The sequence below is a fragment of the Paenibacillus sp. J45TS6 genome, assembly GCF_018403285.1.
GTDB lineage: Bacteria > Bacillota > Bacilli > Paenibacillales > Paenibacillaceae > Paenibacillus.
Genome location: NZ_BOSJ01000002.1, coordinates 316,843 through 341,612, shown reverse-complemented (window position 1 = coordinate 341,612; position 24,770 = coordinate 316,843). Strand labels below are relative to the sequence as shown.

Below are 24,770 nucleotides of genomic sequence, written 5' to 3'. Positions count from 1 at the left end.
TTAATGCACCTCTTCCCGGTTCGTTTGTTTGGTCAAATACACCATGAGTTGTTGCAGAGAGACAGGAGCAAGACTGATGTTGTTTAATTCCGCTTGTTTGCGGAAGTCTTTTTGGTCAGTTGTTCGAACGACAACACTACGCATAAAGCCGAGTTCTTCCTGATGAAGCACTTCTTTTCCTATAACGAAGTGATCTACATCAGACTGCTTGCCGCTAACATGGAAAGCCGATCCTCGAAATTGTTCTGCTTCCTCATTTAGCAAAAGCTTCCCCTGATGAAGTACAATCACCTGTTCGAGCATGGCACTAATCTCATCAATAAGATGCGTTGATAAAACAATGGTGCGGGGATAATCCATATAGTCTTGAATTAACTGGTCATAGAATAACTGTCTAGCTACAGCATCAAGCCCAAGATAAGGTTCATCAAAGATGGTAAGCGGAGCACGGCTCGCAAGACCGATAATGATGCCAACAGAAGAAAGCATGCCTCTTGATAGTTTTTTGACTCTTCGATTTGGGGGCAGGTTGAATTGTAAAACTAGGGAATCAGCCAGGGATGCGTTCCAGTTAGGATAAAGGGAAGAGGCTACCGAGAGTACATCTCGTACTCGAAACGTATCCGGATACTTTTGACTTTCCTTAATAAAACAAATCTGCCGAAGGACTTCCTTATTCTCATACGGCGCTTCGCCGAACACTTTAAGTTCTCCTGACGTGGGGAAGAGCTGAGCTGTAATGAGATGAAGCAGTGTAGTTTTTCCCGCACCATTACGCCCAAGCAGTCCGTAAATTTTGTTCTCCTGAATGGTGAGGTTTATATCCTGGAGGGCATGAAATGTTTTTCCATAGCTTTTGGTCAGGCCGTTTAACTCAATTACATCTGCCATTCTACTTCTCCTCCCTGTGTATCATTTCAGATAGTTCAGCTTTGCTGATCCCAAGCTTCTGCGCTTCTTGCACCATTCGGATAATGAACTGTTCATAGAACTGTTCACGCCGCTTCTCTACCAGCACAGACTGTGCTCCATCTGCTACAAACATGCCAATCCCTCTTTTCTTATACAGAATTCCTTGATCGACCAGGAGATTTACGCCTTTGGCCGCTGTTGCCGGATTAATCTGATAAAAGGATGCAAATTGATTCGTGGAAGGGACCTGTGATTCTTCGGGCAGCCTTCCTTCGAGGATGTCATCTTCAATTCGTTCTGCAATCTGTAAAAAGATCGGGCGGTCATCATCCATCTGCATGCCCATACATTATCACCACCAAGTTGGTTAGTTACTTATGTAATTAACCATACAACCAAACAAAGAATTAGTCAACAATATATGGTAAAAATGGACGAATGCCGAAACCTTTTTTTATTTGCAGCGTTTATTATTTTAGTGGGTAAAAGGGTGTCATATTTCGGTAACGAGCTGAATATAATGGAAGTCCGGACCAAGGAGAGGTTTATTTCCGTTTCGTGAGACGGGCAGGAGGTTAATAGGAAGAGGGCAAAGGAAGAAGCCGAATATTCGAGTATTACCTCACATCCATGTTTAGCATAACAAGGACATGGACTAATTAGAATGATCTCATTCTTGGTTAATAATATATGATTAAAGGTGATTTAATAATGAAGTGTCAAGCTTGTGGAAAAGCAGTAAAAGACGTTTTGGAGCATGTGGAGCATATTCTCCATGAATGTGGAAAAGTTCCAGGATCTTCTCCCAATCTGTCGTCTGTACCGCCGGATGCGGTGCATCAGTCAATGAAATTTTCAGAATCCATATCATAGAAGAATCAAAAGAACCTGCCCCGTGAATATGGATGGCAGGTTCTTCTTTAGTCTCATCTAATATCAATGAACTCTTCACACACTCATGAAGTTGGTCAGTTATACTGTGAGTAGGTAAAGGCTATTCAATTCAAACGCAAGGAATGTGGTGCTGCATGGAAGGGTTCTCCGTATCCGAATTTATTTCCTTTTTTACAGAAGAGAATATAGTTAGACTGCTGGAAAAATTCCGGGCACTGGGTCCCTTACCCGGGATTCTCCTCACATTTATGAAAGCATTTATTCCGCCACTGCCTACGCTGTTCCTTGTGGGAGCGAATGGACTTGTGTATGGATGGGCCGGTTTTTTCTACTCCTGGATCGGACTTGTAGGAGGAAGTTTCTTTACCTTTATGGTCATAAGGAAGCTTGCAGGAACGAGATGGGCAAGTCACTGGTCTGAAAGACCAAAGGTTCAGAAAAGTCTGATCTGGATCCGGCGTAATGCATTCAGTTATGTTTTTTTACTTGGCATGTTTCCGGTAGGGCCGTTCGTCCTTGTGAATATGGCAGCCGGTATTGCTCAAATGCGCCCACGATCTTTTTTACTTGCAGCCGTATTAGGTAAAGGAATCATGGTGTTTTACGTGACCTTTATCGGTACGAATCTAGTTGCTATTATGGAACAGCCCCTAATTTTAGTCGGTATTCTCTTGTTCATAGGATGCACGATTTGGATCAGCAGAATGATCGAACGATATTATACAGGGTCTTCTCACATACAGTGAGTTTGAGAGCTCATGTTAATTAGGGTTCTCTGCCTTTTTCCAGTGGACGAGCAGCGGACCCTCGGCACCTAGCAGGGGATCTTTGTCTGGAACCGGAACACGAGCGATTTCCCCGAGTACCTGCGGGCGTTCTTCTTTGTCTCCCGTGTGGGTATTGTAGGACATCCCATCTGGATAGGCACCTACCAACTGAAAATCGGGACTTGACTCCAGTTTTTTATGACCTGTTCCGGCAGGAAGGACAAGAATATCGCCGGCAGTTGCCGTCAGAATAATCCCTTTTTCTCCTCCGATGTGAAGTTTAACCGATCCTTTGATGACACCAAGTACTTCATGCGAGTTGCTGTGATAGTGATGGTACGGGAATACCCCGCCTGTCCAGCTGTTTCGCCAGTTATGCTTGTTGAAAATTTTCTCCGTATTCTGCTCCTCACCGCGTAAGGCTCCTGGATAGAGAATGACAGGCAGTACCGGGTTATTGGGAATCACCCCGTCATCTTTGAAGTAATATACACTCGTCTCTAGATGGGTCGTTTTCATAATAAACGCTCTCCTTTCGTAGAAATAAAGCCATGAATAAGGCTATTTGTGCCTCTTATCATGGCTTATATTTTTAATATTCCAAAAATTACTATTAACTGTTATGTACCACACCCAAAGAAGCGTTAAACAGGCGTTCATTCGAGCGAATGTAAGAGATTGGATATCTGCAGACCAATAAGTTACAATTAGGACACCTTTAATATGTGGAGGCGTAACTACGATTATGAAACTTGCCGAAGCACTCATTCTACGTTCTGATCTACAAAAGAAAATCCAGGAACTTCGTTTTCGTTTGCGTAATGTGATTAAGATTCAGGAAGGCGAAGAGGCAGCCGAGAATCCATCTGATCTTTTTCGTGAACTGAATGGAGTACTTGAGCAGTTTGAGTCCCTTGTTCAGCGAATTAACAAAACCAATTCACAAACGGAATACGGCGAGGGTATGACGATTACCGATGCGCTTGCACGCCGGGAGAAGCTCCAATTGAAACGAAGTGTGCTCAGTGATGTCATGGATACCGCGTCTATTCGTTACGACCGGTCCAGCAGGACAGAGATTAAGTTTATAACGACCGTTGATATCAGCGCACTGCAGAAACAAATTGATGAACTTGCCAAAGAACATCGTCAGCTTGATACGCGTATTCAAGAGCTCAACTGGACAACCGAACTTATAGAATCGTCATAAAGTACGTTCAGACTAAATTGCAGCAGAGAAGTCCTAGCGTTGGTAGTCAGTATGAAAAAAAGCGAGCATAAGCCTCCCAGCGGGTCAAGTCTGGATCTCATAAAATAGTGAAGGGAACCGGGCGCCCTATTCTTACAATTTAGCCCACGCACGATTTACATCCGTACAAGGTAATGTCACTTCTTACTACCATATGCTGATTTTTTCAACTGGCGAGGGCCGGGTGTGGGGACTATAGGACTTCTCTCTGCTCATCTGTAAGATACAAAGGATTGTCTATTTCAAAAAATACGAATACTAAATCTATATTTTCCAAATAAATAGATGTAGTTAACAATGGTATTAATTAGCACTGTATATAGTAGAAAAAGCGAGAATATGTGCCTTTTTCAAGCCCAAAAGCGAAAATTCATTGTATTGACAAAAATAGAGGTTTTGTTACAATGTTCACAAGGTATTCACAAGTATAGTTAGATTTAACTCGTGTTTATGTGTAATAAGTGTAATATTAGGGTATAGGTTCGTAATTGGCCTGTTCGGATAAATTTGTGATTGCGATGGAATAAACAACTATTCATTTTTGCAAAAGATCCATGAAGTACATCACATGTGTATGCTAAAGCTGCCTGTGCCGCTTGAAAGGCCGCGGCTTTTTCTAATGTGTGAAAATTGTTACATTACAATTCAATGTGCACTCACGGGTCGTTCATTTGATTATCAGGTAGGGTCAAGCAAGCGGGCTTTTTAACCCAAAGTAAAGGAGGACGTTCTCTTATGTCACAACCGACTCAACAAGAGGTACCAGTAAACGGTGCAGCTCCTGCACAAAATCAGGATGTACTTGATCAATTGATGAAGCCGGAGGTTCAAGACTCTCTTATTGTTCTTGTGGAGAATCTGCCTAAACTGGCTGAAATGGTAACTGCTATGACAAAAGCTTATGATTTCGCTCAAGGCTTGGCAACAGATAAAGTCTTCGTTAACGACATGAAAGTCGCTCTTGGAGAGTTTACAACGCCTGTAGTAGAAAAAGCAAAAGGTGTAGCATCCGCGGCTATCGAAGCTGGAGACCGTGCTCAAGCGGAACAGTCTTCTGTTGGTCTTTTCGGTATGCTCAAAATGTTGAAAGATCCTAACGTACAGCAATCTCTTCGTTTTGCTCAAGCATTCCTGAATGTGCTTAACGAGCGTCAAGGGCAAAAACAAGACTAAAAAAGTTATTGATACGAAAGTAAGAACGGAGGATGGATATGTCGAAGCAAATTTTGATTCTGGGCGGAGGCTACGGCGGCTTGCTGAGCGCGCTGTCAGCGCGTGAGTATTTGTCCGCTGAAGAAGCAACAATTACAGTTGTGAACCGCTTCCCAACTCACCAAATTATTACTGAATTACACCGTCTTGCAGCAGGTTCCATCGCTGAGAAAGCTGTTGCACTTCCACTGGAGAAACTTCTTCGCGGTAAAGAAGTTAACCTGAAAATTGACACAGTTTCCGAGATCAAACCAGACGAGAACAAAGTTGTAATGCAAAGCGGAACGATCTACAGCTATGACTATCTCGTAGTTGCTCTTGGTAGTGAAACAGCATTCTTCGGTATCCCAGGACTTCAAGAGTACAGCTTTACTCTGAAATCCGTAAACGATGCTAACAAAATCCGTGCACACGTGGAAGCTTGCCTGGATAATTACAAAAAAACCGGAAACAAAGCAGACGCAACGATTGTTGTCGGCGGCGGCGGTTTGACGGGTATCGAGCTTGTTGGTGAATATGCTGACATTCTGGATCATGTATGTAAACAAAAAGGGATCAAACGTGAGGAAGTACAGCTCTACAACGTAGAAGCAGGTCCTTCTATTCTTGCAGGATTCCCGCCAGAGCTTGTTGAGCGTGCTCAAACAAGTCTTGAAAAACGCGGTGTGAAATTCATCGTTGGTGTGGCAATCACAGAAATGCAGCAACACACAGTAATGCTGAAAGATGGAAGCTCCATCGAAACCAGCACACTGATCTGGACAGGCGGCGTACAAGGTAACGCAGTTGTAGCTAACTGTGGTATCGAAGTAAACCGTGGCCGTGCAACCGTAAAAGAAACACTACACTCTACTTCCCACGAGAATGTATTCATCGCGGGCGACAGTGCAGTTGTCATTCCTAGCGAAGGTGCTCGTCCTTATCCTCCAACAGCTCAGCTTGCTTGGCAAATGGGTGAAACCATTGGACATAACCTTGCTGCAACAATCAAAGGCGGCGACCTTGAAGTCTTCACGCCAGTCTTCTCCGGTACACTGGGAAGCTTGGGACGTAAAGATGCCATCGCTATGCTTGGCGGAAGCCAAACTCGCCTGAAAGGCTTGCCTGCAACGCTTATGAAAGAAGCAAGTAACATCCGTTATCTAAAACATATCGATGGTTTGTTCGCTCTTGCGTACTAATCTATTTCGATAGAAGAATAGGAAGGCAGACGCCCATCATGGGTTGTCTGTCTTCTTTTTTTCATCTGATCAGGAACTGGCACCCTGCACTACATCAGGAGCAGACTTGTTATATATCGTGCCTGAAGGGTAAATGAAGGGAGAGAATGGATGAATAAATTCCAATTTGAAGGGAGAAATGAATCATGAATGTTTTAGTAATTGGGGCAAACGGACAGATCGGGAAACAGGTTATCTCACAGCTTAAGGATGACAAAGAGCATACGGTAAGAGCCATGGTTCGTAAACAGGAGCAGGCAGATGCCTTTGATAAGGCGGGTGTAGAACCTGTACTTGCGGATTTAGAAGGAACTGTAGAGGAACTTGCACTTGCGATGAAGGGCAGCGATGCGATTGTGTTTACGGCAGGTTCAGGCGGAAGCACAGGTTTAGATAAGACACTGCTTATTGACCTCGATGGAGCTGTTAAAACGATGGAAGCTGCGGAGCAGGCAGGAATTTCGAGATATATTATGGTAAGTGCTCTGCATGCAGAAGATCGGACACGCTGGTCTGATCAAATTAAACCATATTATGCAGCCAAACATTATGCAGATAAACAGCTCGAACAATCATCTCTGCAATATACGATTTTGCGTCCGGGCGGGCTGTTGAATGAGCCGGGTCGTGGTAAAATAACAACGGATACCGAGCATGGAGAGACAAGCATTCCGCGTGAAGATGTCGCATCTGTTATTGTAGCGGTACTAAATGCAGAGAATACTTATAGAAAAGCGATTCCTCTTGTATCTGGAGAGCATTCAATTCAGGAAATTGTGCAAAATATATAACATTGCTTTGAATAAAGCGGAGGAGGAGCTATGAAACCATCCATTCTCATAGTCGAAGATGAAGAGAAGATTGCTAGGGTGTTAGAAATTGAACTGGAGTATGAAGATTATGAGGTCTCCAAGGCAATGAGCGGTACGGAAGGGCTGGAAGCTTTTCAAAATGGTGATTTTGATCTGGTATTACTTGATATCATGTTACCGGGTCTTAGCGGGATTGAAGTCTTGCGGCGCATACGCAGTCATGATGAACATATCCCTGTCATTTTGCTGACGGCTAAGGGCTCCGTAGAAGATAAGGTCTCTGGCCTTGATCTCGGGGCGACAGATTATGTCACCAAACCTTTTCAGATTGAAGAGCTGCTTGCCCGGATTCGTGCCGCCCTCCGTTTACATAGTAAAGTTCAGAAATCGAGTATGACGGGAACAGAAGAACAAAATCAGAAACAGGAAGTATGGCTGTCTGCCGGTGACCTGAAGATGAATGAAAAAACAAGAGAGGTACTGCGAGCCGAAGATGGAATAGAGCTTACTCCACGGGAGTTTGATCTGCTGGTTTATTTACTTCGTAATCAGCGGCAAGTCCTGAACCGGGAGCAGATTCTCGAGGCGGTATGGGGGTATGATTACATGGGTGACACCAATGTGGTCGATGTTTATATCAGATATCTTCGTAAGAAAATAGATCATGGACGCTCTCCGCTGATCCATACGGTTCGCGGTGTAGGTTACGTTCTCAGGACCGAGACATGAAGCTGCGTACAACCATCTATGTATATACTTCGGTACTTTTTATTGTCTTGCTGTTGCTGATTAATGGATTTATCTATTTCATGTTTGACCGAATGTCGACAGATACCCAGATGAAAAGGGCAGAAGCAGAAGCGAATTCGATCTCAACAGGTGTGCGTAATGCAGCTGATATCGTAGCTCCGGATGATTTACTGCGTTCTTTTGTTCCAGCAGAAGGGATGCTTAGGATGGTGAGAATGACAGGCGATAACCCACCTGCGGTTACTTCGCTCTCAGAACGGCGTCTTGCTCAGATTAACCCTGCTTTTTATCCTAATAAACATACCGAAGTGTTAAAAATAGACGGTGTACGTTATGTTTTTGTATCCATGCCCGTCATATGGGCCGATGGAGAAGTAGTGAACCTTCAGGTGACAGAAAGTCTTGCAAGTGTAGATAACAATCTGAAGGTGCTCCAGGTTGTCTTGATTTCCGTGTCCCTGGTCGCGCTGCTGGCTGTACTTGCTTCAAGCCGGCTGCTTGGAAGTATTATTATTCGGCCGATATCAAGTATGACGCAGACGATGCGGATCATTGAGGACGGCGGCGGATTCAAGACCCTTGATTTGCAGAACCAATCCAAAGACGAGTTATACGAAATGGGCGAGACTTTTAACCGAATGATGGGCAGACTTGAGCGAAATTATGAGAAACAGGAGCAGTTTGTCTCGAATGCTTCTCATGAACTCAAGACACCGCTGACGGTGATTGAGAGCTATGCCAGTCTTTTGAAAAGGAGAGGGATGTCGCGTCCAGACCTTTTTGAAGAATCCGTTGAAGCCATTCACTCGGAAGCCATCCGAATGCGAGAGATGACGGAACAGCTGCTCATGATGGCTAGACAGACGGAGTCCGGAAGCATCACGTTAGAGAAACACGATCTAGCCGGTATGGTGACTGATATGGCCCGTTCCTACGGGACAGCGTATCAGAGGGAAATTGAGGTCGAAACTCCCTCATCTGAACCTTGCTTTGCTTCTACTGATATCAACAAGGCGAAGCAGCTGCTCGTTATTTTACTGGATAATGCCAGAAAATATAGCGAGGACTCCATCCTTATCCGTGTTCAGCCTGACGCCAGTTACGTTACCATAAGCGTAACAGATTATGGGCCGGGGATTCCTGCTGATGAACTTCCCAAAGTGTTTGACCGTTTCTACCGGGTGGATCAAGCAAGATCGCGTAAACAGGGCGGAACAGGTCTTGGTTTGGCACTTGCGAGTGAGATTGCTGCGCAGATTAAGGCGAAAATTCGTTTGGAAAGTACCTATGGTAAAGGCACCACTGCATATATACAGTTTCCAGTTCATCATCTTGCCTAAGTAGAAAGGCAAGATGATTTGCTTTTCTCAGAGAATTCTCATAGTTAAGAGTTATACTGGTGACAGGTGTGAAGTGTAAACAGGAAGGAGTTTTTTATAATGAATATAAAGAAAAAACTAGGATATGCGGGAGCCGGAGCAGCTGTGCTGGTCGGACTTGTTCTCTTGTTTGTTCAGCCATGGAATCATGCGGATTCGGTTCTGTCCGCCGAGGCAGTGGAAGAGACGGTGATAAGCCAATATCCAGGTACGGTGGAGAAGAGTACACTGGAGAATGGTGAATATCATTTGCGAATAAGTACGGATACAGGCACCTATGAATTTACCGTGGATAGCAGCGATGGAAGTATTATGTCTATTCAGCAGATCAGTAAGTCAGGTGCGAAAGAACAAGCCATTCTTAGCCGGGATACAGTGAAAGAGAAGTTGCTGAGTGAAACAGGAGGCAAACTGCTCTTCCTAGAGCTGATTACGAAGGAAGATCAAGATATCTACAAAGCCAAAGTAAAGACGGATACAGAGCGTACTTTATTTGAGATAGATCCTTATACGGGAGAAGTGTTATCAAGACAAACGATTACCATCGATCAAGAAGATGACGAAGAGGACGAGGAAGAAGAGAATCAAAAATTTCTAGCCGAAGAAGAAGTAGAGAAAATTGCGATGTCAGAAGTAGCAGGTGAAGTAGATGATACCGAACTCCGAGGGGAAGACACAAACCATCCTTATTATTTAGTTGAAATCGAGACGGATGATGATAAAGAAGCCGTTATTCAAATTCATGCGATCACAGGAAAAGTTCAATCGGTGACCTGGGATGACTAATTCTTAAGAAGCTCTTCTTCTTTTCTCATCGAATTCTAATCTAACTCTTTCTTTACTCTCATTTGGCAGAGGTAAGATGTATTTGTAAGCAAGTGAGACGAAAGAACAAATAAGAAGAGGAGTCGATGAGATATGAAGAAACATAAACGTATTTTAGCGGGTGGAGTTCTGAGTGCGGCACTCTTAATTGGTGGAGCAGCAGCGTATACAGGTGGAGAATCAACGGTAGAGGCTAGTCAACTATCCTCTGCACCAACATCCACATCCACTTCAACAACAAGCAAGATGATCACTGTGGAGCAGGCAAAAGAGGCAGCACTTAAAGAGGTACAAGGTACCATTGATGATATTGATTTAGAGAAAGAGAACGGAAAAGTATACTACGAGGTAGAGATCGAGTCAGCTAAGGCCGATGCTACGGTGCTGATCGATGCTTATACAGGGAAAGTGCTTAACGTATCTAAAGACCTTGACTTTGAAGTTCCTGCTTCGGAGGCAGTTGTAAAAGTTTCACTTGAACAAGCAACACAAATTGCGTTAAAACAACTTGATAACAGTAAAGTAATTAGTACAGAGCTTGACCTTGATGATGGTCGTTATGAATATGAGATCGAACTTGTAAATAATAAATACGAAGCCGAAGTTACAATTGATGCAAATACAGGAGACATCTTATCTGTAGATATCGACCGTGAGGACGACTAAATTCATATAGCATTCATGTGAAAAGAATACGAAGAGCACCTGCCCGTAATGACAGGTGCTCTTTGTTATGCTAATGACCTTATAAGCAACTTTTTCGATAAAAAGGGGTTTCATGAGAACAAAGATGTGGTATTTTGGATGGTATGGTGTTGTTATGCGGAAAGTTCTGCAGTTAGGAGGGTGTTAGCCATGGCTCAAACGCTACTTTTTATATTTGCCATCCAGATTGTTTATGTCTCGGCGTATACCTTACGCATGATTCTGACATTAAAGGGTCAAAAGTACATCGCAGCCTTGATAAGTATGGTTGAAATTGTGATCTATGTACTCGGACTGAATTTGGTGCTCAGCTACTTAGACCAGATCTCAGCTCTTGTTGTATATGCACTTGGTTATGGTCTAGGCATTCTGATTGGTGCTTGGATTGAAGAAAAAATCGCGCTTGGCTACATAACGGTCAAGGTAATATGCGATCAGGCCCGCGGTACGATTGTGACAACGCTTCGGGAAAAAGGATATGGCGTAACGTCTTGGCTTGGCAATGGCCGAGATGGAGATCGGCTGGTAATGGAAATACTGGCAAAACGTAAAAACCAGAAAAAACTGTATGAGACGATCTTAGAACTTGATCCAAAAGCCTTTATCATTACCGTAGAACCCAAACAATTCCATGGTGGATTTTGGACTCGTTCGATCAAAAGATAGCACGAATAAGCAGGGGCATGCCGGTCGGTATGCTTCTTATCTTTGCGCATATAGTAACAAAATGATTTGAAAAAAAAGGATATCCATGGCATTAAAATGGCGATATTATATACCGAAATGGTATGAACCTCCTATTTTTGTGGAAATAATGGAGAAGCGAAGATGAGTAGCAGGGGTGGTCTTATGTCTATACATACATGTCAAATAAAACCATTTTTATGCTCCGATCTCTTGCGTTGATTTGGTAAATATGCTATTATTAGTTCTGTCATGTAATTCACATTTTGGAAAGAGACTCATTCCGAAAATGACACTTTTTCCAATATGTGAATTTTTTTCAAAGAAAATAACCATATTAATATAAGTGTAAAGGAGAATGACCAAATGCAAACAGGTACAGTTAAATGGTTTAACGCAGAAAAAGGCTTCGGTTTCATCGAAGTTGAAGGCGGAAGCGACGTTTTCGTACATTTCAGCGCAATCACAGGCGAAGGTTTCAAAACCCTCGACGAAGGACAACGCGTTGAATTCAACGTGGTAGAAGGTAACCGCGGACCACAAGCAGAGAACGTAGTAAAAGTATACTAATCCGACCTGCAAGCTGCCTTTGACTGACAAGTTGAAGGCAGTTCTTGTTTTCATTCCAAAAAAAAGCGATACGGAGTATGCGATCGAATTCGTCTATTCTGTAGATAGGGGGGAAGTATTCATGTACAGACGTCAAGTATCAGAGGAAATCCCCGAGGAGAACACGAAGGTCTGGTCTTGTACCAATGACGACTGCAAAGGTTGGATGCGTGATGATTTCGCATTCGAAAGCGAGCCACAATGCAGTTTATGTTCCTCACCGATGGAACGGGAAATGAGAATGTTGCCCGTGTTATCCAACGCAGCAAATGATTTGAAAGCAATGAGAAAAGGGTAACGAGTTAGTACCATAATCGTTTTTGCATAAGTAAGTGTTTGTAAAAATAGCAAAACTCTGTAAGTGTACCGCGATACGGCGAGGATTCTCCTTCCCATATGGCGGTTTTTTTGTGCTATGGAAAAAAGGAGGATACGTTGATGGATAAAGTAGGACTCGTGATGCGTAAAATTCAGTTTACGGAGGCGCAAGGACCCCGAGTTTTTGCAGACCGGCTGAAAGCCATTGGGGAAGAGCTCGGTGTAGAGATTGTATTCATCTCACCAGAGCGCCATGTGAGCGGTTATGACTGGGTTCCGGGATATGAACATGAAAAAGGCGACCTCGTCAACTATGATATCGTTCTCGATCAGATCTATTCACAGGATATCGACCATGTCATCTATACAGTTTCTGGTTTTACCTATCTGAAAATGTTTCTGAAGAACAGCGTGCTGTTTCCGCACAGCTTTCCTGATCCTGCCCTCACAGGGTATGAGATGATGAAGCCTTTCTACCAGATCGTGGACAAAGCGATTGTGCAGACTGATTTCCTGAAAAGGGAGATGGCGGCTCAGTATGGAGTTCATGATGTGACGGTGATTCCCATTGGTTTTGATGAAGGACTAGCCCATAAACATTATGATCCTTCTGCTGTCGTCGACAACCGGATTATGTGGATCGGACGGGATGAAGCCAACCGCCGCCCTGATCTGGTTATTGAATATGCGCATCAGAATCCGGATAAAGAAGTCTATATGGTATTCGGCGGGGAGCGCTACAAAGAAAGCATGAAGAAGTACGATATTCCAAGTAACGTGAAACTGAAGTTTGCACTTAGCCAGGATGAAGTATTCCAGCTGATGAATTCTTCCAAGGTATACTGGAGTTCCTCACGTTTTGATACGTTTGCGATGCCGCTGACCGAAGCGATGGCGATGGGAAAAATGGTCGTAAAGCCCGAGCATCCTTGCTATGGACATATCAGTTCGACCCATACGTTTGGCGGGAATGAACGCAACTTTTTTGAACTGCTTAATATGGCAGCCGCCGCACCTCGCAAAGTATCAGAAGATAACAGGGAGTATGCGTTTGGTGCTTTTTCGAGAACCGTGATGAAGGATGGATATCGGGCCTTTTTTGAATCATGGCTTCGGTAATAAATAGTTATAGTTATTTTCTTGGCGCATGCCAGGTGTTATAGCTCAGGTTTATGTGATATAGTTAACCATAACTTTTAGAAAAGGAGGTGAGGTAGGTGAATATTGAAATGGTGAACAGCCGCTTGAGCCAGCTGCCGATGGTACTGTCTGGCATTTTCTTCAGAGGTTTCTTATCACGGGAGAAGTCTGTCCATTTTGCACTAGATAAGATTAACCATTTCGAGAAGATGCCTACCTTAACCTCAAGCGGATTGTAGTACTTATTTCCGAATGAAGGGTCGCGGGCTTGTTCCCGCGGCTCTTTTTTGTGTGGTGAGATGCATCTTCCTACTCAGGAGGATACAAATAATGATCATCGTAAACGGACAAAACTTAAAAAAATATCACGGGGCAAACCTCGTGCTGGATAATGTAACTTTTGAAGTAAAAGAAGGAGAAAAAGTAGGGCTTATTGGCGTGAACGGGAGCGGAAAGTCTACTTTACTGTCCTTGATCTCCAAGATGGATAAACCGGATGCAGGCATGCTTGCGGTGAAGAAAGAGGTAAGAGTCGGATACTTGCCACAGATTCCCGCGGAATTTGAGCAGAAGACAGTACATGAGGTGCTGGCTCATGGATTCGAGGATTTGCTGCTGCTGCGGCAGAAAATGACGCGGTTAGAACAGCAAATGGGAAGCTTCGAAGCAGCCGCGGATGAGGATTTCCTAGCCAAGCTGCTGCATCGTTATGCAGTTTTCCAGGAAGAGTATGAGCGAGAAGGCGGCTATGAGATGGATGCCAGCATCGACATGGTAGCAACCGGTCTGCAGATAGATAAAGCGATGTATGTTAGAAATTTCAGCACCCTGTCAGGTGGGGAGAAGACAAGGATTGCGCTTGCTTCACAGCTTATCCGAAAGCCTGATCTGCTGCTATTAGATGAACCAACGAATCACCTGGATCTCTCCGGTGTAGAGTGGCTGGAGCAGTTTTTGCGAAACTATCCTGGTGCATGTATTCTTGCGTCGCATGATCGTTATTTTCTGGACCGTGTTGTAAGTCAGATCATCGAGTTAGAAGATGGAGAAGCATTCTCTTATCCGGGAACGTATTCCCGTTATGTCATAGCAAAAGAAGAACGGCTCATGCACCAGTTTGCCGAATACCAAGAACAACAGAAGAGAATCAAGAAGATGAAAGAGACGATTCGTCAGCTCGAAGAGTGGGGAAGAGTCGGCGGGAACGAAAAGTTCTTCCGGCGTGCCGCCTCTATTCGCAAAGCGCTTGCTCGCATGGAGCAGATGAAGAAACCGAAACTTGTACAGAAACAAGCCGAATTTGCACTTAAACCGGATCAGCGTTCTGGTCAGATCGTGCTCCTATTTGAAGCACTCACCAAGCATTATGGAGATAAGAACATCTTAGATGCAGTAGAAGGAATGATGGCTTATCAGGATAAGATTGCGCTGCTTGGCGCAAATGGATCTGGTAAGACTACCTTTTTCAAGTTGCTGTTAGATCAAGAGGTCGCAGATGCAGGATATATGGAATGGGGTGCGGGAGTTAGCGTTGGCTATCTCGCGCAACAGGAAGAGATCAAGACACCGAAACAAACTGTACTCGCCTATTTCCGTGAGCATGCTCCCATGGAAGAAGGAGAGGCTAGGTCGGTGCTCGCGAGGTATATGTTCTATGGACCGCAGGTATTCCGGGAGATCGGCAAGTTATCCGGCGGTGAGTGGTCAAGGCTTCGTCTAGCTGTTCTTGTGAACAAGAAACCAAATGTACTTCTGCTCGATGAGCCGACCAATCATCTGGATATTACTTCTCGTGAAGCACTCGAAGAAGCGTTGGACGAATACAAAGGCACCATACTTGCGATCTCACACGATCGGTATTTTATTAATCGCATTGCGGGGAAAGTATGGTCCCTGGATTCAGGGAAGCTGAGTGCTTACCTGGGGAACTATGATGATTATGTGGTGAAGCGAAGTGAGCAGTAGGTAAGAGTTTGAGGATGTAGATTAGAAGAAGAGAGAGTAGAATGCTCCCGCCCGTAATGAAGTGACCCCTAAATGTTAGACACGGTTATTTCATTAGGCAGCTTGGGTAAAACGAGTTCGGTACTGCACCGGACTCGTTTTTAATTTTGCCTTCAATCGTTTTGTGTTGTAGTAGTTCATATATTTCTCTAGTTCTAATTTAAAATGTTCTACACTCTCAAATTCCTTTAAGTAAAGGAGTTCCGACTTTATAATCCCAAAGAAATTCTCCATTACTGAGTTATCATAGCAGTTACCTTTACGCGACATACTTTGTGTGATCCCTTTCTTTCGAAGAGCTTCGCGATATGGTTTCATTTGATAATGCCAGCCTTGATCTGAATGCAATATTAACTTGTGATCTTCGGGTAAACATTCTAATGCTTGTTCTAGCATCTCAGAAACAAGGGAATACGTTGGTCTAGAGCCAATTGTGTAGGAAATGATTTCACCGTTAAACAAGTCTAATACAGGTGATAAATAGAGCTTCTCACCGAATAATTTAAATTCTGTAATATCCGTAACCCATTTTTCGCTCGGAGCTTCAGCCGTAAAGTTACGGTTTAGAATATTTAGTGCAATTTTGCCCACCGTTCCTTTGTACGACTTATATTTTTTCATGCGAACTACGCTTTTTAACCCTAATTCTTTCATGATACGCTGCACTTTCTTATGATTCACTTTTTGCCCACGATTGGCTAGTTCATCACGAATGCGACGATAGCCATATCGACCTTCATGTTCCTCGTAAATTGCTTTGATTTCAGCCTTCAAATCAGCGTCTGGATCTGGACGATCTAGCTTCTTCACTACATCGTAATACGTGCTTCGTGGAATAGCAGCGAATGCCACAAGCGCCTTCACCGAGTATTTATGCCTTAATTCATAGATGACCTTTACTTTGTCTTCCTTGGTGATTTTTTCTTGTTTTGAACTAAGGCATTTAACTTTTTTAAATACTCATTTTCCATTCGTAAACGTTCCACTTCTGCCTGTAAGGCCTCTACAGACCCTTCTACTAACGGTTGGTTCTTTTGTTTGATCGATTCTTTTTTCACGGATGTACGCCCCTTTTTCTTTGGTCTTAGGGCGTCTATTCCATGTAATTCTAAGCTCTCTTGCCAGCTTAAAATGGTACTATGACTCGCAATATTAAATATTGCTGCCGTTTCTCTAGCAGACGTCCCGAATTCGTTCATATAATTAAGTACGTCTAGTTTATCCTGTAAGAAATACGGTGTATAGCGCTTTTTAAAAACCTCTTCACCATGGTGCTCATATTGTTTAATCCAATTTAATAAAACAGAATGATGGATCCCTATAGATCTCGCAATTGTTTTTATACCTTCGGATCCATTTTGATAACGCATAACTGCTTGTAATTTTTCATCTGAACTAAACTTAGCCATATAAAAACTGCACCTCCAATGTTAGTTGATGTCTAACATTTGGGGTGCAGTTCATAAAGGGCGGGTTTTTTATTGAAAACTCGTCCAAAGGTCAAAGAAGAACAAATGAAAAATAATTTTAACAAGAACAAATGTTTGCTGACAATAGGCTGCTTATTTAATGTGAGATAATAATTTCAACAAGTGTCCCAAAAAAACTAAAAAATTACGTAAAAACGAAGGTAGTGGAGGGATAATCCATGATTTTTCTTTAATATTTGATGTAATCTTTCATATTATTGCAAATTTATAAGACACAAAACTAATTTATTCTATATAATGGTAGTAGTTCTTTCGTATTGCATAAAAATATATCGTGAGTTAATAAGCATGTTGAATTATTACACTTTGTAGGAGAAAAGATCTATGTCTGATAAATTTTTTCGCTGGTTTAAGATTATTCATGCTATTCAAGCAAGACCTGGCATAACTGCTCCCGAGCTTGCTGACAAGTGCGAGTCTGATGTAAGGACGATCTACCGAGATTTGAGAGCTCTTGATACCCTTGTCCCTATTGCTAATCAAGGATATGGAAAGGGTTATGCGTTTGAAGGGAACTTTGCAATGTTTCCTTTTAACTGGACGGAAGAAGAACAGTTGGTATTTACTATGCTTCCTTCTTTTATAGATCAGACGAACATGCCGCCTGGATTCGACAGTGCTTATGACAAAGTTATGTCTTCCCACTATAGAAAGAAACGAAAAGATAAAGAGTTGCTTCAACATGTTACGGATATTATCCAGATGGGGTCGCCGGCATATAAGGAAGAGTCTCCGAATAATTTACTGCTGGTGATCCAGGCTATTTTAAAAGAGAGAGTAATACGTGTTCAGTATCATACACAGAGCCGGAACGAATTAACAGAACGAGAAATTGCTCCGTACTATTTGATTCCGCGAGATCAGAGATTCTATTTAATAGGTTATTGTCATCAGGCAGGAGAGATTCGCACTTTTCGTCTTAGCCGTTTCCGGACCATGGATATTACGGATCACCATTTTAACCGCAGAGATTTTAATTTGAAGGATTATATGAAGAACACATGGTCCATTGAGCGGGGAGAACAGCAGATTCACTTCAAGGTGAAGTTCTCGGCTGATGTAGCGAGATACATAAAGGAAGAGGAGCTGTTTGTCAGTCCGAAGATGAGGGACTTAAATGATGGAAGTTTATTATTTGAAGTGACGCTAAATCACGATCGGGAGTTTCTAAACTGGCTTAGTCAGTATGGGCCGGATGCCGAGATCCTAGAGCCGGTGAGTTATCGTGAAGTTATAAGGGAAAGGTTGGAGAGATGGAGCAGGTTGTATGATTGTTAAAGAAAAAGTCTATACCTAACTCTAGTTTTATCAAAATAATACCTTCTAACTTCTATTTTAGTATTGAAAATAGTTTCTATATTACTGGATACCTATTATATGTCCTAGTGATAGAGATAGAGTGTTTGGGAACTTACGAGAATTATGAATCAAGTTGATATAAGTTATTTTCAAGGAATTGTAGCTGACTAATAAGATAAATCACTTATTAACAGAGTATTTTTTTACATTAAACAAATTCCAGGAGGGTTCTAATGAAATCTTCAACCTCTGTTTTCGAAGTAACTCTTAAAAGAGCACATATTAACTGGGGCACTTTAGGTTCATCTAGGAGTCATAATCAAAGAAGTGTTTACGAGGCATATATTCCTATTCCTCTTTCAGAAGCGCGAAAAAACAATATCTTATCCGGGAGTATATATAGAGGCAGAACAGCAGATGGATTTTTTAACACACTCATTAAAGCTTCTGGATCTGCTGGAGAAAACTTAAGGTATGCTAAGCAATTCCAAGGATATCGTAATTTAAAATTGTTTGGCTGGTGGTTTGAAGAAATATCGGCAAAACCCGGAGACATTATTCAGGTAATAATTAATCTAGATGATGAGATTATTTTTAATAGAATATGAAAATTGAAAAGCTATATCAATAACCTTAGGAGGAAAAAATAATGAATGCCACTGATATTGTAGATATTACAACGCCGGAATATGACATTTGCAGAGAGTGGATAAAAAATTCAAGGGAAAAGAAATTAAACTGGGAAGAGATAAAGTTATGCAGACGAAAAGATGAAAATGGTTTGGAACAGTTTTTACAAAATCAGATTTTTGACAGCTATTGGCCATCGAGTCTAACAACGAGACTATGGTTTGAAATTGTTAAATCAGAGAAGGAAGCTGAAGAAAGGAGTCAGAATGTTTTTGTAATTGAGAAGGGAGCTGCACTAGTAGATGACAGGGCTGATGCTAATGTTAAAATTCCTGCTGACCGCAATTCATCATGGCAGTTGTATAAAAGACATTTGGAACAGTCTAAATTCAGTAAAGAATCTATAAACGAAATAGAACAAGCTACTCTAGCTATATTAAAACGTTTGAATAATGATACAACACAATCTGAGCCTATTAAAGGAATGGTTGTGGGGCACGTACAGTCAGGGAAAACGGCAAATATGGCTGCTCTTATGGCTATGGCCGCGGACTGGGGATGGAATATGTTTATTGTGCTCTCCGGCACGATAGAAAATTTAAGGAGACAAACGCAAGAAAGATTGCTAAGGGATTTAAACCATCCGGGGAACATAAATTGGATAGGTTTAGAGCACCTTTCTAAAAGAAGTGCTCTGGGAAGCAGAATCCAAGATTTAAGATTAGAACAAGGTGCAAATCCAAGGTATTTTAATGTGTGCTTGAAAAATTCAGGTCGTTTAAAGAACTTGATAGAGTGGATGCAACAAGATCCAAACAAGTATAAACAGTTGAAAGTTATTGTGATAGATGATGAAGCTGACCAAGCTAGCGTGAACACTGCTGATATTCATACACAAGAAAGGAAAAAAATTAACGGTTTAATAGTAAATCTAGTTGAAGGAAAAACTCACAAGGGGACAATGTTTGAGCCAAGAGTAAAGTCAATGAATTATATCAGCTATACTGCAACCCCATATGCTAATTTCCTTAATGAATCTTCCCTTGAGTCGCTCTATCCAAGGAACTTTATTAGAATGCTTGAGCCTTCTAATGAGTACTTCGGTGCTAAGCAGATTTTTGGGATTGAAGGCACGGATGATTGTGATGGATTAAATATTGTAAGGGAAATAACGGATATTGATTATGAAGAATTGAGGAGATTACACAAGGGGGATACAGATACAATACCTCAATCATTGAAGGATGCAATATGCTGGTTCTTATGTTCTGCGGCTGCTATGAGATACTTAGGTCATAAAAAACCGATCAGTATGCTCATCCATACCAGCCAGAAGCAAGACCATCATAAACTAGTTTCTGATTCTGTTAGAAAATGGATAAAAAATAATAAAGAACATATTGTAGCTATGTGCAAAGAACTTTGGGATAAAGAAAAAAGAAAATTCACTATAGATTCATTTAAAGCTACTTACCCGAATTATGGGAGAATCAATGAAATAAGAAACTATCCTAATTTTGATGATATCCTAATGAATATACGAACTTTACTTACCGATATAACACATATTTCATTAGATGATGAAAGCGACCTTCAATATCATGAAGGAATACATTTATGTGTGGATAATTGTGCTAATAACGGTGTGAATGAGGAAGGCATGCATGTAAGACTGGCTTATCCTGATCCAGGTAAGGAGCAGCCAAAGCCCGCACCGGCCTTCATAATTGTAGGGGGCAGCACTTTGTCACGCGGGTTAACTATAGAGGGATTAGTAAGTACCTATTTTCTCAGATCTTCTTGTCAGGCCGATACTTTAATGCAGATGGGAAGATGGTTTGGTTATAGGAGAGGTTATGAACTGCTGCCTAGATTATGGATGACTAAGGATACTTTAAATAAGTTTAAACTGATGGCTGTGATTGAGCATGAATTGAGAGCAGATTTACATCGTTTTATGCATGCTGGAGTTGAACCAAAAGATTATGGTCCGAGAATACTAAATAGTCCCGATATGTCTTGGCTGCGAATTACTGCAAATAATAAAATGCAGAGTATGCAAGAGATAGAGATGGATTTTACCGGCACCAATGTTCAAACTTTTATTTTTGAAAATAATAAGGAAATATTAGAACACAATGTACAAATAACAGAACAGTTCTTAAAAAAATTAGAACAACCTAGTAAATTTGTGAAGAATTCTGCAGTAGTGTGGAAGGGAATTAAATTTGATGAGATCAATAACTCTTTATTTAAAGAATTTAGATTCCATGAAAGAACCAGGGTATTAAACTCGGAAACACTGTCTTCGTTTGTGGAATGGGTAGAAAAAGTGAGCGATGAAGAGAATCTTAATGACTGGAATATTATCGCAGCTGGTATTGAACCTTCGGATGATAAATCTGCTATATGGAAGATCGGTGAACATGAGATAGGAAAAGTTAATCGTTCTCGAAAGACCGACATTCAAGATGAAAATATTATCAATATTGGGGTTCTCCGTGCACCAAGAGATTTATTAGCGGATGTCCCCGAGGATGATGTTAATAGCAGTGCAAACACTGCAAATAGTTCTGATATATCTATGATAAGGGCAAATGCAGGTTTAGATAAAACGCCGCAACTATTGATTTATAGAATAGATAAGAACTCAAAAGCACGCGATTCTAAAAGAACTGGCCAAAAAGATTCAAATCGAGCTGATTTAAATGCAGTCGAAGATATTATTGGTATTAATGTGATTATTCCGGGTAGTAAAGGCAGTAAACCGAAGGCAAAAGCCCTTACTATTAAACTTAACAACACATGGGGAGAAGAAGAATGAAAGTAGAAGTTGCCAAACATACAAGAATGTCAGAGAGAGGAAGCTCTCTCTTACGTTTAATTCAAAACAATGATATGCCTCTGCTCGATCTCTTGGTCAGAGAATCAATTCAGAACAGCTTGGATGCATCTGTTTCCCATAATAACAAACCAGTAAATATTTCATTTAGAATAAATGAATTTGAAGCTGCCAAGTTAAATCATGAATTGGAAGGAGCGGAATCTGCTCTTAATCGTAGATTTCCTGAGAAGATGTATTCTTTACTGGAAATACGAGATTCAGGAACCACAGGCCTTACTGGTCCGCTAAATTATAAAGATATTGAGGACGATAACTTTGGAAACTTATTGAAACTAATTTATGAAATTAGTATTCCTCAGCATAAAGAGGGAGCAGGAGGCTCCTGGGGTCTTGGCAAAACGGTTTATTTTAGAATTGGTATCGGGCTTGTGTTTTATTACACAAGAATTTTAAATGATGATGGTTCTTATGCTTCTCGATTAGCTGCTTGTTTAGTAGAGAATGAAAAGAATCATGACTCTATTTTAGGTTCTATAGAGGAAAAGCCAAAAAGAGGTATCGCTTGGTGGGGCGATGAAGCTAGTCCTTCGACTACTATACCGATTACCAATGAAGAAGAGATTAGAAAAATACTATCTATTTTTGATACTGAACCATATTCAGAAGATGAGACAGGAACTTCAATAATCATACCTTATATCAATCAAGAAACATTGCTGAATGGTATATTTCCTTCTGACACTGGAAAAGACGGACTCAACAACAGACCTTGGTGGACAAAGTCTGTTGAAGAATATATACGTGTAGCAGTTCAACGCTGGTATGCTCCGCGTTTGTCAAATGATAAATATGAGTATGGGAAATGGATGAGAGTATTTGTCAACCAAGAAGAAATTAAAAGGGAGAGTATGTTGCCGCTCTTTAAAACAGTTCAATCATTATATAACAGAACTATCTCTACTATAGGAAGTAATGCTAAGTGTGATTTTCTTGCAAATGCAGAAGTAGCAGTAGAAAAGATTTCATTGAGGAATATTTTTAGTGGTGATAGTACGGCAGGTCATGTTGCGTTTGTAAAATTATCTAAGGATAATTTATTGATGCTCCCTCCGAATAACCACTGCAGCCCATATTACCAAGCAAATATATTAGATATTGAAGAAAACGGAGGCAACCCTCCATTAATTATGTATGTCAGAAAACCAGGAATGATTGTAGAGTATGTAACTTCCGGTCCTTGGACTGACGGCATTCCTAAAACTGATGCTAATGAATTTATCATAGGAATATTTGTTGCTAATTCTATGAACACATTCAAGAATGTAAATGAAGTTTTAACTGTAGAAGAGTACCTGCGCAAAAGCGAAAAAGCAGACCATACTTCATGGTCTGATTGGAGTGGAGATTCTTTCAATCCGTTTACAGTTTCTAAGATTCAAAGACATGTTAGAAAGCATATAACCGTTCGCTATACTGAAAATCAAGAAAAAGCAAACAATTATAGACAAAATAACGGCCTTGGAAAAATACTTGCACAGCTCTTGCTTCCACCTGAGAATTTTGGAAGCAAGGCTAGTATTAAGAATAAAAAAAGTACAGAAAACGGAGGAAATGGAAACAGATCTGTAAGAGGAATTAAATTTTCTCCAATAACATTTGAAGATGGACAATTAAAGGTAGATTATGAGTTGAAATGTAAAAAAGCAGATACGTTGTATTTAATTCAAGCTCAAATTCTTATGGAAAATGGAGTCATCGAACCAGATGGGTGGGAGTCTGATTTAGACCGGCCGTTTCCGCTTGAAATAAAGCATTTTTCAGTAAATAAAATTTGGGAAGGAACAAATAAGCCTAAGGAAATAAATCAACTTAGTATCTCTAAAGAAAGACAATCGTCCGAAGGATTGGATAATATAAAAATATCTTTTGTCAGAACAAGTCAGCACGAGGTGCTATCTGGAGTGAGAATTAACCTTGATGATACCTCAATAACTCAACTATCAGGGTCACTAATTTTCACGAGCAGTGACAATAAATTACAAGGCAGATTTGTTCTGAAAGAAAATGAGGGAGCAGGAGCATGAGTACAGCTTTAAGTTTATTTCCGGTAATAACCGAGGAGTTGGAAAATAAAATTGCCGTAGAAGCGAGCAGATATAAATTTTATTATCTAGAAGAAAATGAATATCATATTTTAGAATGTGAAACAGATGCACAGCTACAAAACAATAGTTATCAAATTATAGATCAAAGAGGACAATGGGATCCTGAACGACATGCTTTATATCTTGAAAAAAAATATTTTATAAATAATCCCCATTTTTTATTTGGTGAAAATGGTGTAGCTTCTAAAGATGCTGAGATTGGCTTAGCGGTTATGTGGTCATCCAAGACTTCGAATCAAAGAGGAATAAACCATATCGGATCCTTTCGAAATTCATCCGATGAGGTTGAACTAAGCTTGGAAACAGAATTTAAAGCAGGCTCGCTGAGAGGAAGTATTCATTTAGAAACGATTCTATACCTTAAGGACCCGGGGAAGCTGACTGAGAAGGAGAAGCATTTAGCGGATACTTCGGGAGTGATTTTGGGTCGATTAGACAGCGATATTATTATAATTGATGGAAACGGATCAATCTTCCCAATAGTTGAAGTCGAGCATAAATCTCGACCGCTATGGTGGGTCGAGTGTGATTGGGCAGATCCCATGGCTGATGCTTTTGATGAAGAGAATGTGCGTATCTGCATAAATAAAAAACATAAGAATTATAAGGTATTGAAACTAGCAAATGAAAACATAGGACAATCTCCTTTATTGATAGAGATAATTTCGACTGCAGTACAGATTATCATTCAGAAAGTTAGAGAAAGTGAAAGTTGGACTGAAATTAAGAATGGTGTTAATTTTGATTCCGGCAGTATTGCTCAGGCTGTTCATTATTTCCTCAATACTTTTGAATGGGACGTAAATTCCCCTGAAGATCTTGCCATTTCCATTCGGCAAGATCTTGAAACGAGAATATAGA

The 24,770-nt window shown here is 41.2% G+C and carries 25 protein-coding genes; 20 read left to right on the top strand and 5 right to left on the bottom strand.

Annotated elements, in window-relative coordinates; all coding sequences use genetic code 11:
• The 3 genes from KJS58_RS04255 to KJS58_RS04245 form a co-directional block, all read right to left on the bottom strand.
• Entirely contained in the window at positions 1-891 is an 891-nt protein-coding gene (locus KJS58_RS04255) for an ABC transporter ATP-binding protein (RefSeq protein ID WP_213530745.1), read from the bottom strand.
• Position 892: 1 nt separating this feature from the next.
• Entirely contained in the window at positions 893-1,258 is a 366-nt protein-coding gene (locus KJS58_RS04250) for a GntR family transcriptional regulator (RefSeq protein ID WP_213530743.1), read from the bottom strand.
• A gap of 348 nt (positions 1,259-1,606) precedes the next feature.
• Positions 1,607-1,864, bottom strand: a complete 258-nt coding sequence (locus tag KJS58_RS04245; protein ID WP_213530741.1) for a hypothetical protein — start codon at positions 1,862-1,864, stop codon at positions 1,607-1,609.
• A 76-nt stretch (positions 1,865-1,940) separates the two neighbouring features.
• Here KJS58_RS04245 and KJS58_RS04240 point away from each other — a divergent pair, with 76 nt between their 5' ends.
• Positions 1,941-2,552, top strand: a complete 612-nt coding sequence (locus KJS58_RS04240) for a TVP38/TMEM64 family protein (protein ID WP_213530739.1) — start codon at positions 1,941-1,943, stop codon at positions 2,550-2,552.
• 15 nt (positions 2,553-2,567) lie between these two features.
• On the opposite strand, the gene KJS58_RS04235 is transcribed toward KJS58_RS04240, so the two are convergent.
• On the bottom strand, positions 2,568-3,092 hold the full coding sequence (locus KJS58_RS04235; protein WP_213530737.1) for a cupin domain-containing protein: 525 nt from the start codon (positions 3,090-3,092) through the stop codon (positions 2,568-2,570).
• Between the two features lie 226 nt (positions 3,093-3,318).
• On the opposite strand from KJS58_RS04235, the gene KJS58_RS04230 reads away from it, so the two are divergent.
• The 14 genes from KJS58_RS04230 to KJS58_RS04165 all read left to right on the top strand — a co-directional run bounded on the left by KJS58_RS04230 (position 3,319) and on the right by KJS58_RS04165 (position 15,441).
• Positions 3,319-3,783, top strand: a complete 465-nt coding sequence (locus KJS58_RS04230) for a DIP1984 family protein (RefSeq protein WP_213530735.1) — start codon at positions 3,319-3,321, stop codon at positions 3,781-3,783.
• Positions 3,784-4,557: 774 nt separating this feature from the next.
• A complete protein-coding gene (locus KJS58_RS04225; RefSeq protein WP_213530733.1) occupies positions 4,558-4,995 on the top strand; it encodes a DUF1641 domain-containing protein in 438 nt (145 codons plus the stop codon).
• A gap of 38 nt (positions 4,996-5,033) precedes the next feature.
• A complete protein-coding gene (locus KJS58_RS04220) occupies positions 5,034-6,215 on the top strand; it encodes an NAD(P)/FAD-dependent oxidoreductase (protein ID WP_213530731.1) in 1,182 nt (393 codons plus the stop codon).
• 185 nt (positions 6,216-6,400) lie between these two features.
• On the top strand, positions 6,401-7,045 hold the full coding sequence (locus tag KJS58_RS04215) for an SDR family oxidoreductase (RefSeq protein WP_213530729.1): 645 nt from the start codon (positions 6,401-6,403) through the stop codon (positions 7,043-7,045).
• A gap of 30 nt (positions 7,046-7,075) precedes the next feature.
• On the top strand, positions 7,076-7,795 hold the full coding sequence (locus tag KJS58_RS04210; RefSeq protein ID WP_213530727.1) for a response regulator transcription factor: 720 nt from the start codon (positions 7,076-7,078) through the stop codon (positions 7,793-7,795).
• Positions 7,792-9,156 (top strand): sensor histidine kinase, encoded by a 1,365-nt coding sequence (locus KJS58_RS04205; RefSeq protein ID WP_213530725.1) that lies wholly within the window; start codon positions 7,792-7,794, stop codon positions 9,154-9,156. The genes KJS58_RS04210 and KJS58_RS04205 overlap by 4 nt, the downstream gene beginning before the upstream one ends.
• A gap of 99 nt (positions 9,157-9,255) precedes the next feature.
• Positions 9,256-9,981 carry a PepSY domain-containing protein gene (locus KJS58_RS04200; RefSeq protein WP_213530723.1) on the top strand — a complete coding sequence of 242 codons (726 nt, stop codon included), beginning with the start codon at positions 9,256-9,258 and terminating at the stop codon, positions 9,979-9,981.
• 132 nt (positions 9,982-10,113) lie between these two features.
• Positions 10,114-10,686 carry a PepSY domain-containing protein gene (locus KJS58_RS04195; protein ID WP_213530721.1) on the top strand — a complete coding sequence of 191 codons (573 nt, stop codon included), beginning with the start codon at positions 10,114-10,116 and terminating at the stop codon, positions 10,684-10,686.
• A gap of 189 nt (positions 10,687-10,875) precedes the next feature.
• Entirely contained in the window at positions 10,876-11,391 is a 516-nt protein-coding gene (locus tag KJS58_RS04190; protein WP_213530719.1) for a DUF2179 domain-containing protein, read from the top strand.
• A gap of 384 nt (positions 11,392-11,775) precedes the next feature.
• A complete protein-coding gene (locus KJS58_RS04185; protein ID WP_047912726.1) occupies positions 11,776-11,979 on the top strand; it encodes a cold-shock protein in 204 nt (67 codons plus the stop codon).
• Positions 11,980-12,100: 121 nt separating this feature from the next.
• Positions 12,101-12,316 (top strand): cold-shock protein, encoded by a 216-nt coding sequence (locus KJS58_RS04180; protein WP_213530717.1) that lies wholly within the window; start codon positions 12,101-12,103, stop codon positions 12,314-12,316.
• Between the two features lie 140 nt (positions 12,317-12,456).
• Positions 12,457-13,455 (top strand): glycosyltransferase, encoded by a 999-nt coding sequence (locus KJS58_RS04175; protein WP_213530715.1) that lies wholly within the window; start codon positions 12,457-12,459, stop codon positions 13,453-13,455.
• A gap of 98 nt (positions 13,456-13,553) precedes the next feature.
• Positions 13,554-13,715, top strand: coding sequence for a hypothetical protein (locus tag KJS58_RS04170; RefSeq protein ID WP_191802631.1), 162 nt, complete (start codon positions 13,554-13,556; stop codon positions 13,713-13,715).
• Positions 13,716-13,806: 91 nt separating this feature from the next.
• On the top strand, positions 13,807-15,441 hold the full coding sequence (locus tag KJS58_RS04165) for an ABC-F family ATP-binding cassette domain-containing protein (protein ID WP_213530713.1): 1,635 nt from the start codon (positions 13,807-13,809) through the stop codon (positions 15,439-15,441).
• A 93-nt stretch (positions 15,442-15,534) separates the two neighbouring features.
• Here the strand turns inward: KJS58_RS04165 and KJS58_RS04160 are convergent.
• Positions 15,535-16,889 (bottom strand): IS3 family transposase gene (locus KJS58_RS04160; protein ID WP_213530711.1). Its coding sequence is split into 2 segments (ribosomal slippage): positions 15,535-16,436 and positions 16,436-16,889, totalling 1,356 coding nucleotides; the frame shifts between segments, so codons are not numbered across the junction.
• Positions 16,890-17,294: 405 nt separating this feature from the next.
• Between KJS58_RS04160 and KJS58_RS04155 the strand changes: the two genes are divergently transcribed.
• From KJS58_RS04155 to KJS58_RS04135, 5 genes are all read left to right on the top strand, one after another.
• On the top strand, positions 17,295-18,248 hold the full coding sequence (locus KJS58_RS04155) for a helix-turn-helix transcriptional regulator (protein WP_213530709.1): 954 nt from the start codon (positions 17,295-17,297) through the stop codon (positions 18,246-18,248).
• Positions 18,249-18,502: 254 nt separating this feature from the next.
• On the top strand, positions 18,503-18,877 hold the full coding sequence (locus KJS58_RS04150; protein ID WP_213530707.1) for a hypothetical protein: 375 nt from the start codon (positions 18,503-18,505) through the stop codon (positions 18,875-18,877).
• A 41-nt stretch (positions 18,878-18,918) separates the two neighbouring features.
• Complete coding sequence (locus KJS58_RS04145; RefSeq protein ID WP_213530705.1) at positions 18,919-21,723, top strand: Z1 domain-containing protein; 2,805 nt, start codon at positions 18,919-18,921, stop codon at positions 21,721-21,723.
• A complete protein-coding gene (locus tag KJS58_RS04140) occupies positions 21,720-23,828 on the top strand; it encodes a hypothetical protein (RefSeq protein ID WP_213530703.1) in 2,109 nt (702 codons plus the stop codon). The genes KJS58_RS04145 and KJS58_RS04140 overlap by 4 nt, the downstream gene beginning before the upstream one ends.
• Positions 23,825-24,769 carry a hypothetical protein gene (locus KJS58_RS04135; RefSeq protein WP_213530701.1) on the top strand — a complete coding sequence of 315 codons (945 nt, stop codon included), beginning with the start codon at positions 23,825-23,827 and terminating at the stop codon, positions 24,767-24,769. The genes KJS58_RS04140 and KJS58_RS04135 overlap by 4 nt, the downstream gene beginning before the upstream one ends.
• Position 24,770: the final 1 nt, after the last annotated feature.

Coding starts and splice junctions, on each gene's coding strand:
- KJS58_RS04255 (WP_213530745.1), bottom strand. CDS start 891: ATGGCAGATGTAATTGAGTTAAACGGCCTGACCAAAAGCTATGGAAAA.
- KJS58_RS04250 (WP_213530743.1), bottom strand. CDS start 1,258: ATGGGCATGCAGATGGATGATGACCGCCCGATCTTTTTACAGATTGCA.
- KJS58_RS04240 (WP_213530739.1), top strand. CDS start 1,941: ATGGAAGGGTTCTCCGTATCCGAATTTATTTCCTTTTTTACAGAAGAG.
- KJS58_RS04235 (WP_213530737.1), bottom strand. CDS start 3,092: ATGAAAACGACCCATCTAGAGACGAGTGTATATTACTTCAAAGATGAC.
- KJS58_RS04230 (WP_213530735.1), top strand. CDS start 3,319: ATGAAACTTGCCGAAGCACTCATTCTACGTTCTGATCTACAAAAGAAA.
- KJS58_RS04225 (WP_213530733.1), top strand. CDS start 4,558: ATGTCACAACCGACTCAACAAGAGGTACCAGTAAACGGTGCAGCTCCT.
- KJS58_RS04220 (WP_213530731.1), top strand. CDS start 5,034: ATGTCGAAGCAAATTTTGATTCTGGGCGGAGGCTACGGCGGCTTGCTG.
- KJS58_RS04215 (WP_213530729.1), top strand. CDS start 6,401: ATGAATGTTTTAGTAATTGGGGCAAACGGACAGATCGGGAAACAGGTT.
- KJS58_RS04210 (WP_213530727.1), top strand. CDS start 7,076: ATGAAACCATCCATTCTCATAGTCGAAGATGAAGAGAAGATTGCTAGG.
- KJS58_RS04205 (WP_213530725.1), top strand. CDS start 7,792: ATGAAGCTGCGTACAACCATCTATGTATATACTTCGGTACTTTTTATT.
- KJS58_RS04200 (WP_213530723.1), top strand. CDS start 9,256: ATGAATATAAAGAAAAAACTAGGATATGCGGGAGCCGGAGCAGCTGTG.
- KJS58_RS04195 (WP_213530721.1), top strand. CDS start 10,114: ATGAAGAAACATAAACGTATTTTAGCGGGTGGAGTTCTGAGTGCGGCA.
- KJS58_RS04190 (WP_213530719.1), top strand. CDS start 10,876: ATGGCTCAAACGCTACTTTTTATATTTGCCATCCAGATTGTTTATGTC.
- KJS58_RS04185 (WP_047912726.1), top strand. CDS start 11,776: ATGCAAACAGGTACAGTTAAATGGTTTAACGCAGAAAAAGGCTTCGGT.
- KJS58_RS04180 (WP_213530717.1), top strand. CDS start 12,101: ATGTACAGACGTCAAGTATCAGAGGAAATCCCCGAGGAGAACACGAAG.
- KJS58_RS04175 (WP_213530715.1), top strand. CDS start 12,457: ATGGATAAAGTAGGACTCGTGATGCGTAAAATTCAGTTTACGGAGGCG.
- KJS58_RS04165 (WP_213530713.1), top strand. CDS start 13,807: ATGATCATCGTAAACGGACAAAACTTAAAAAAATATCACGGGGCAAAC.
- KJS58_RS04155 (WP_213530709.1), top strand. CDS start 17,295: ATGTCTGATAAATTTTTTCGCTGGTTTAAGATTATTCATGCTATTCAA.
- KJS58_RS04150 (WP_213530707.1), top strand. CDS start 18,503: ATGAAATCTTCAACCTCTGTTTTCGAAGTAACTCTTAAAAGAGCACAT.
- KJS58_RS04145 (WP_213530705.1), top strand. CDS start 18,919: ATGAATGCCACTGATATTGTAGATATTACAACGCCGGAATATGACATT.
- KJS58_RS04140 (WP_213530703.1), top strand. CDS start 21,720: ATGAAAGTAGAAGTTGCCAAACATACAAGAATGTCAGAGAGAGGAAGC.
- KJS58_RS04135 (WP_213530701.1), top strand. CDS start 23,825: ATGAGTACAGCTTTAAGTTTATTTCCGGTAATAACCGAGGAGTTGGAA.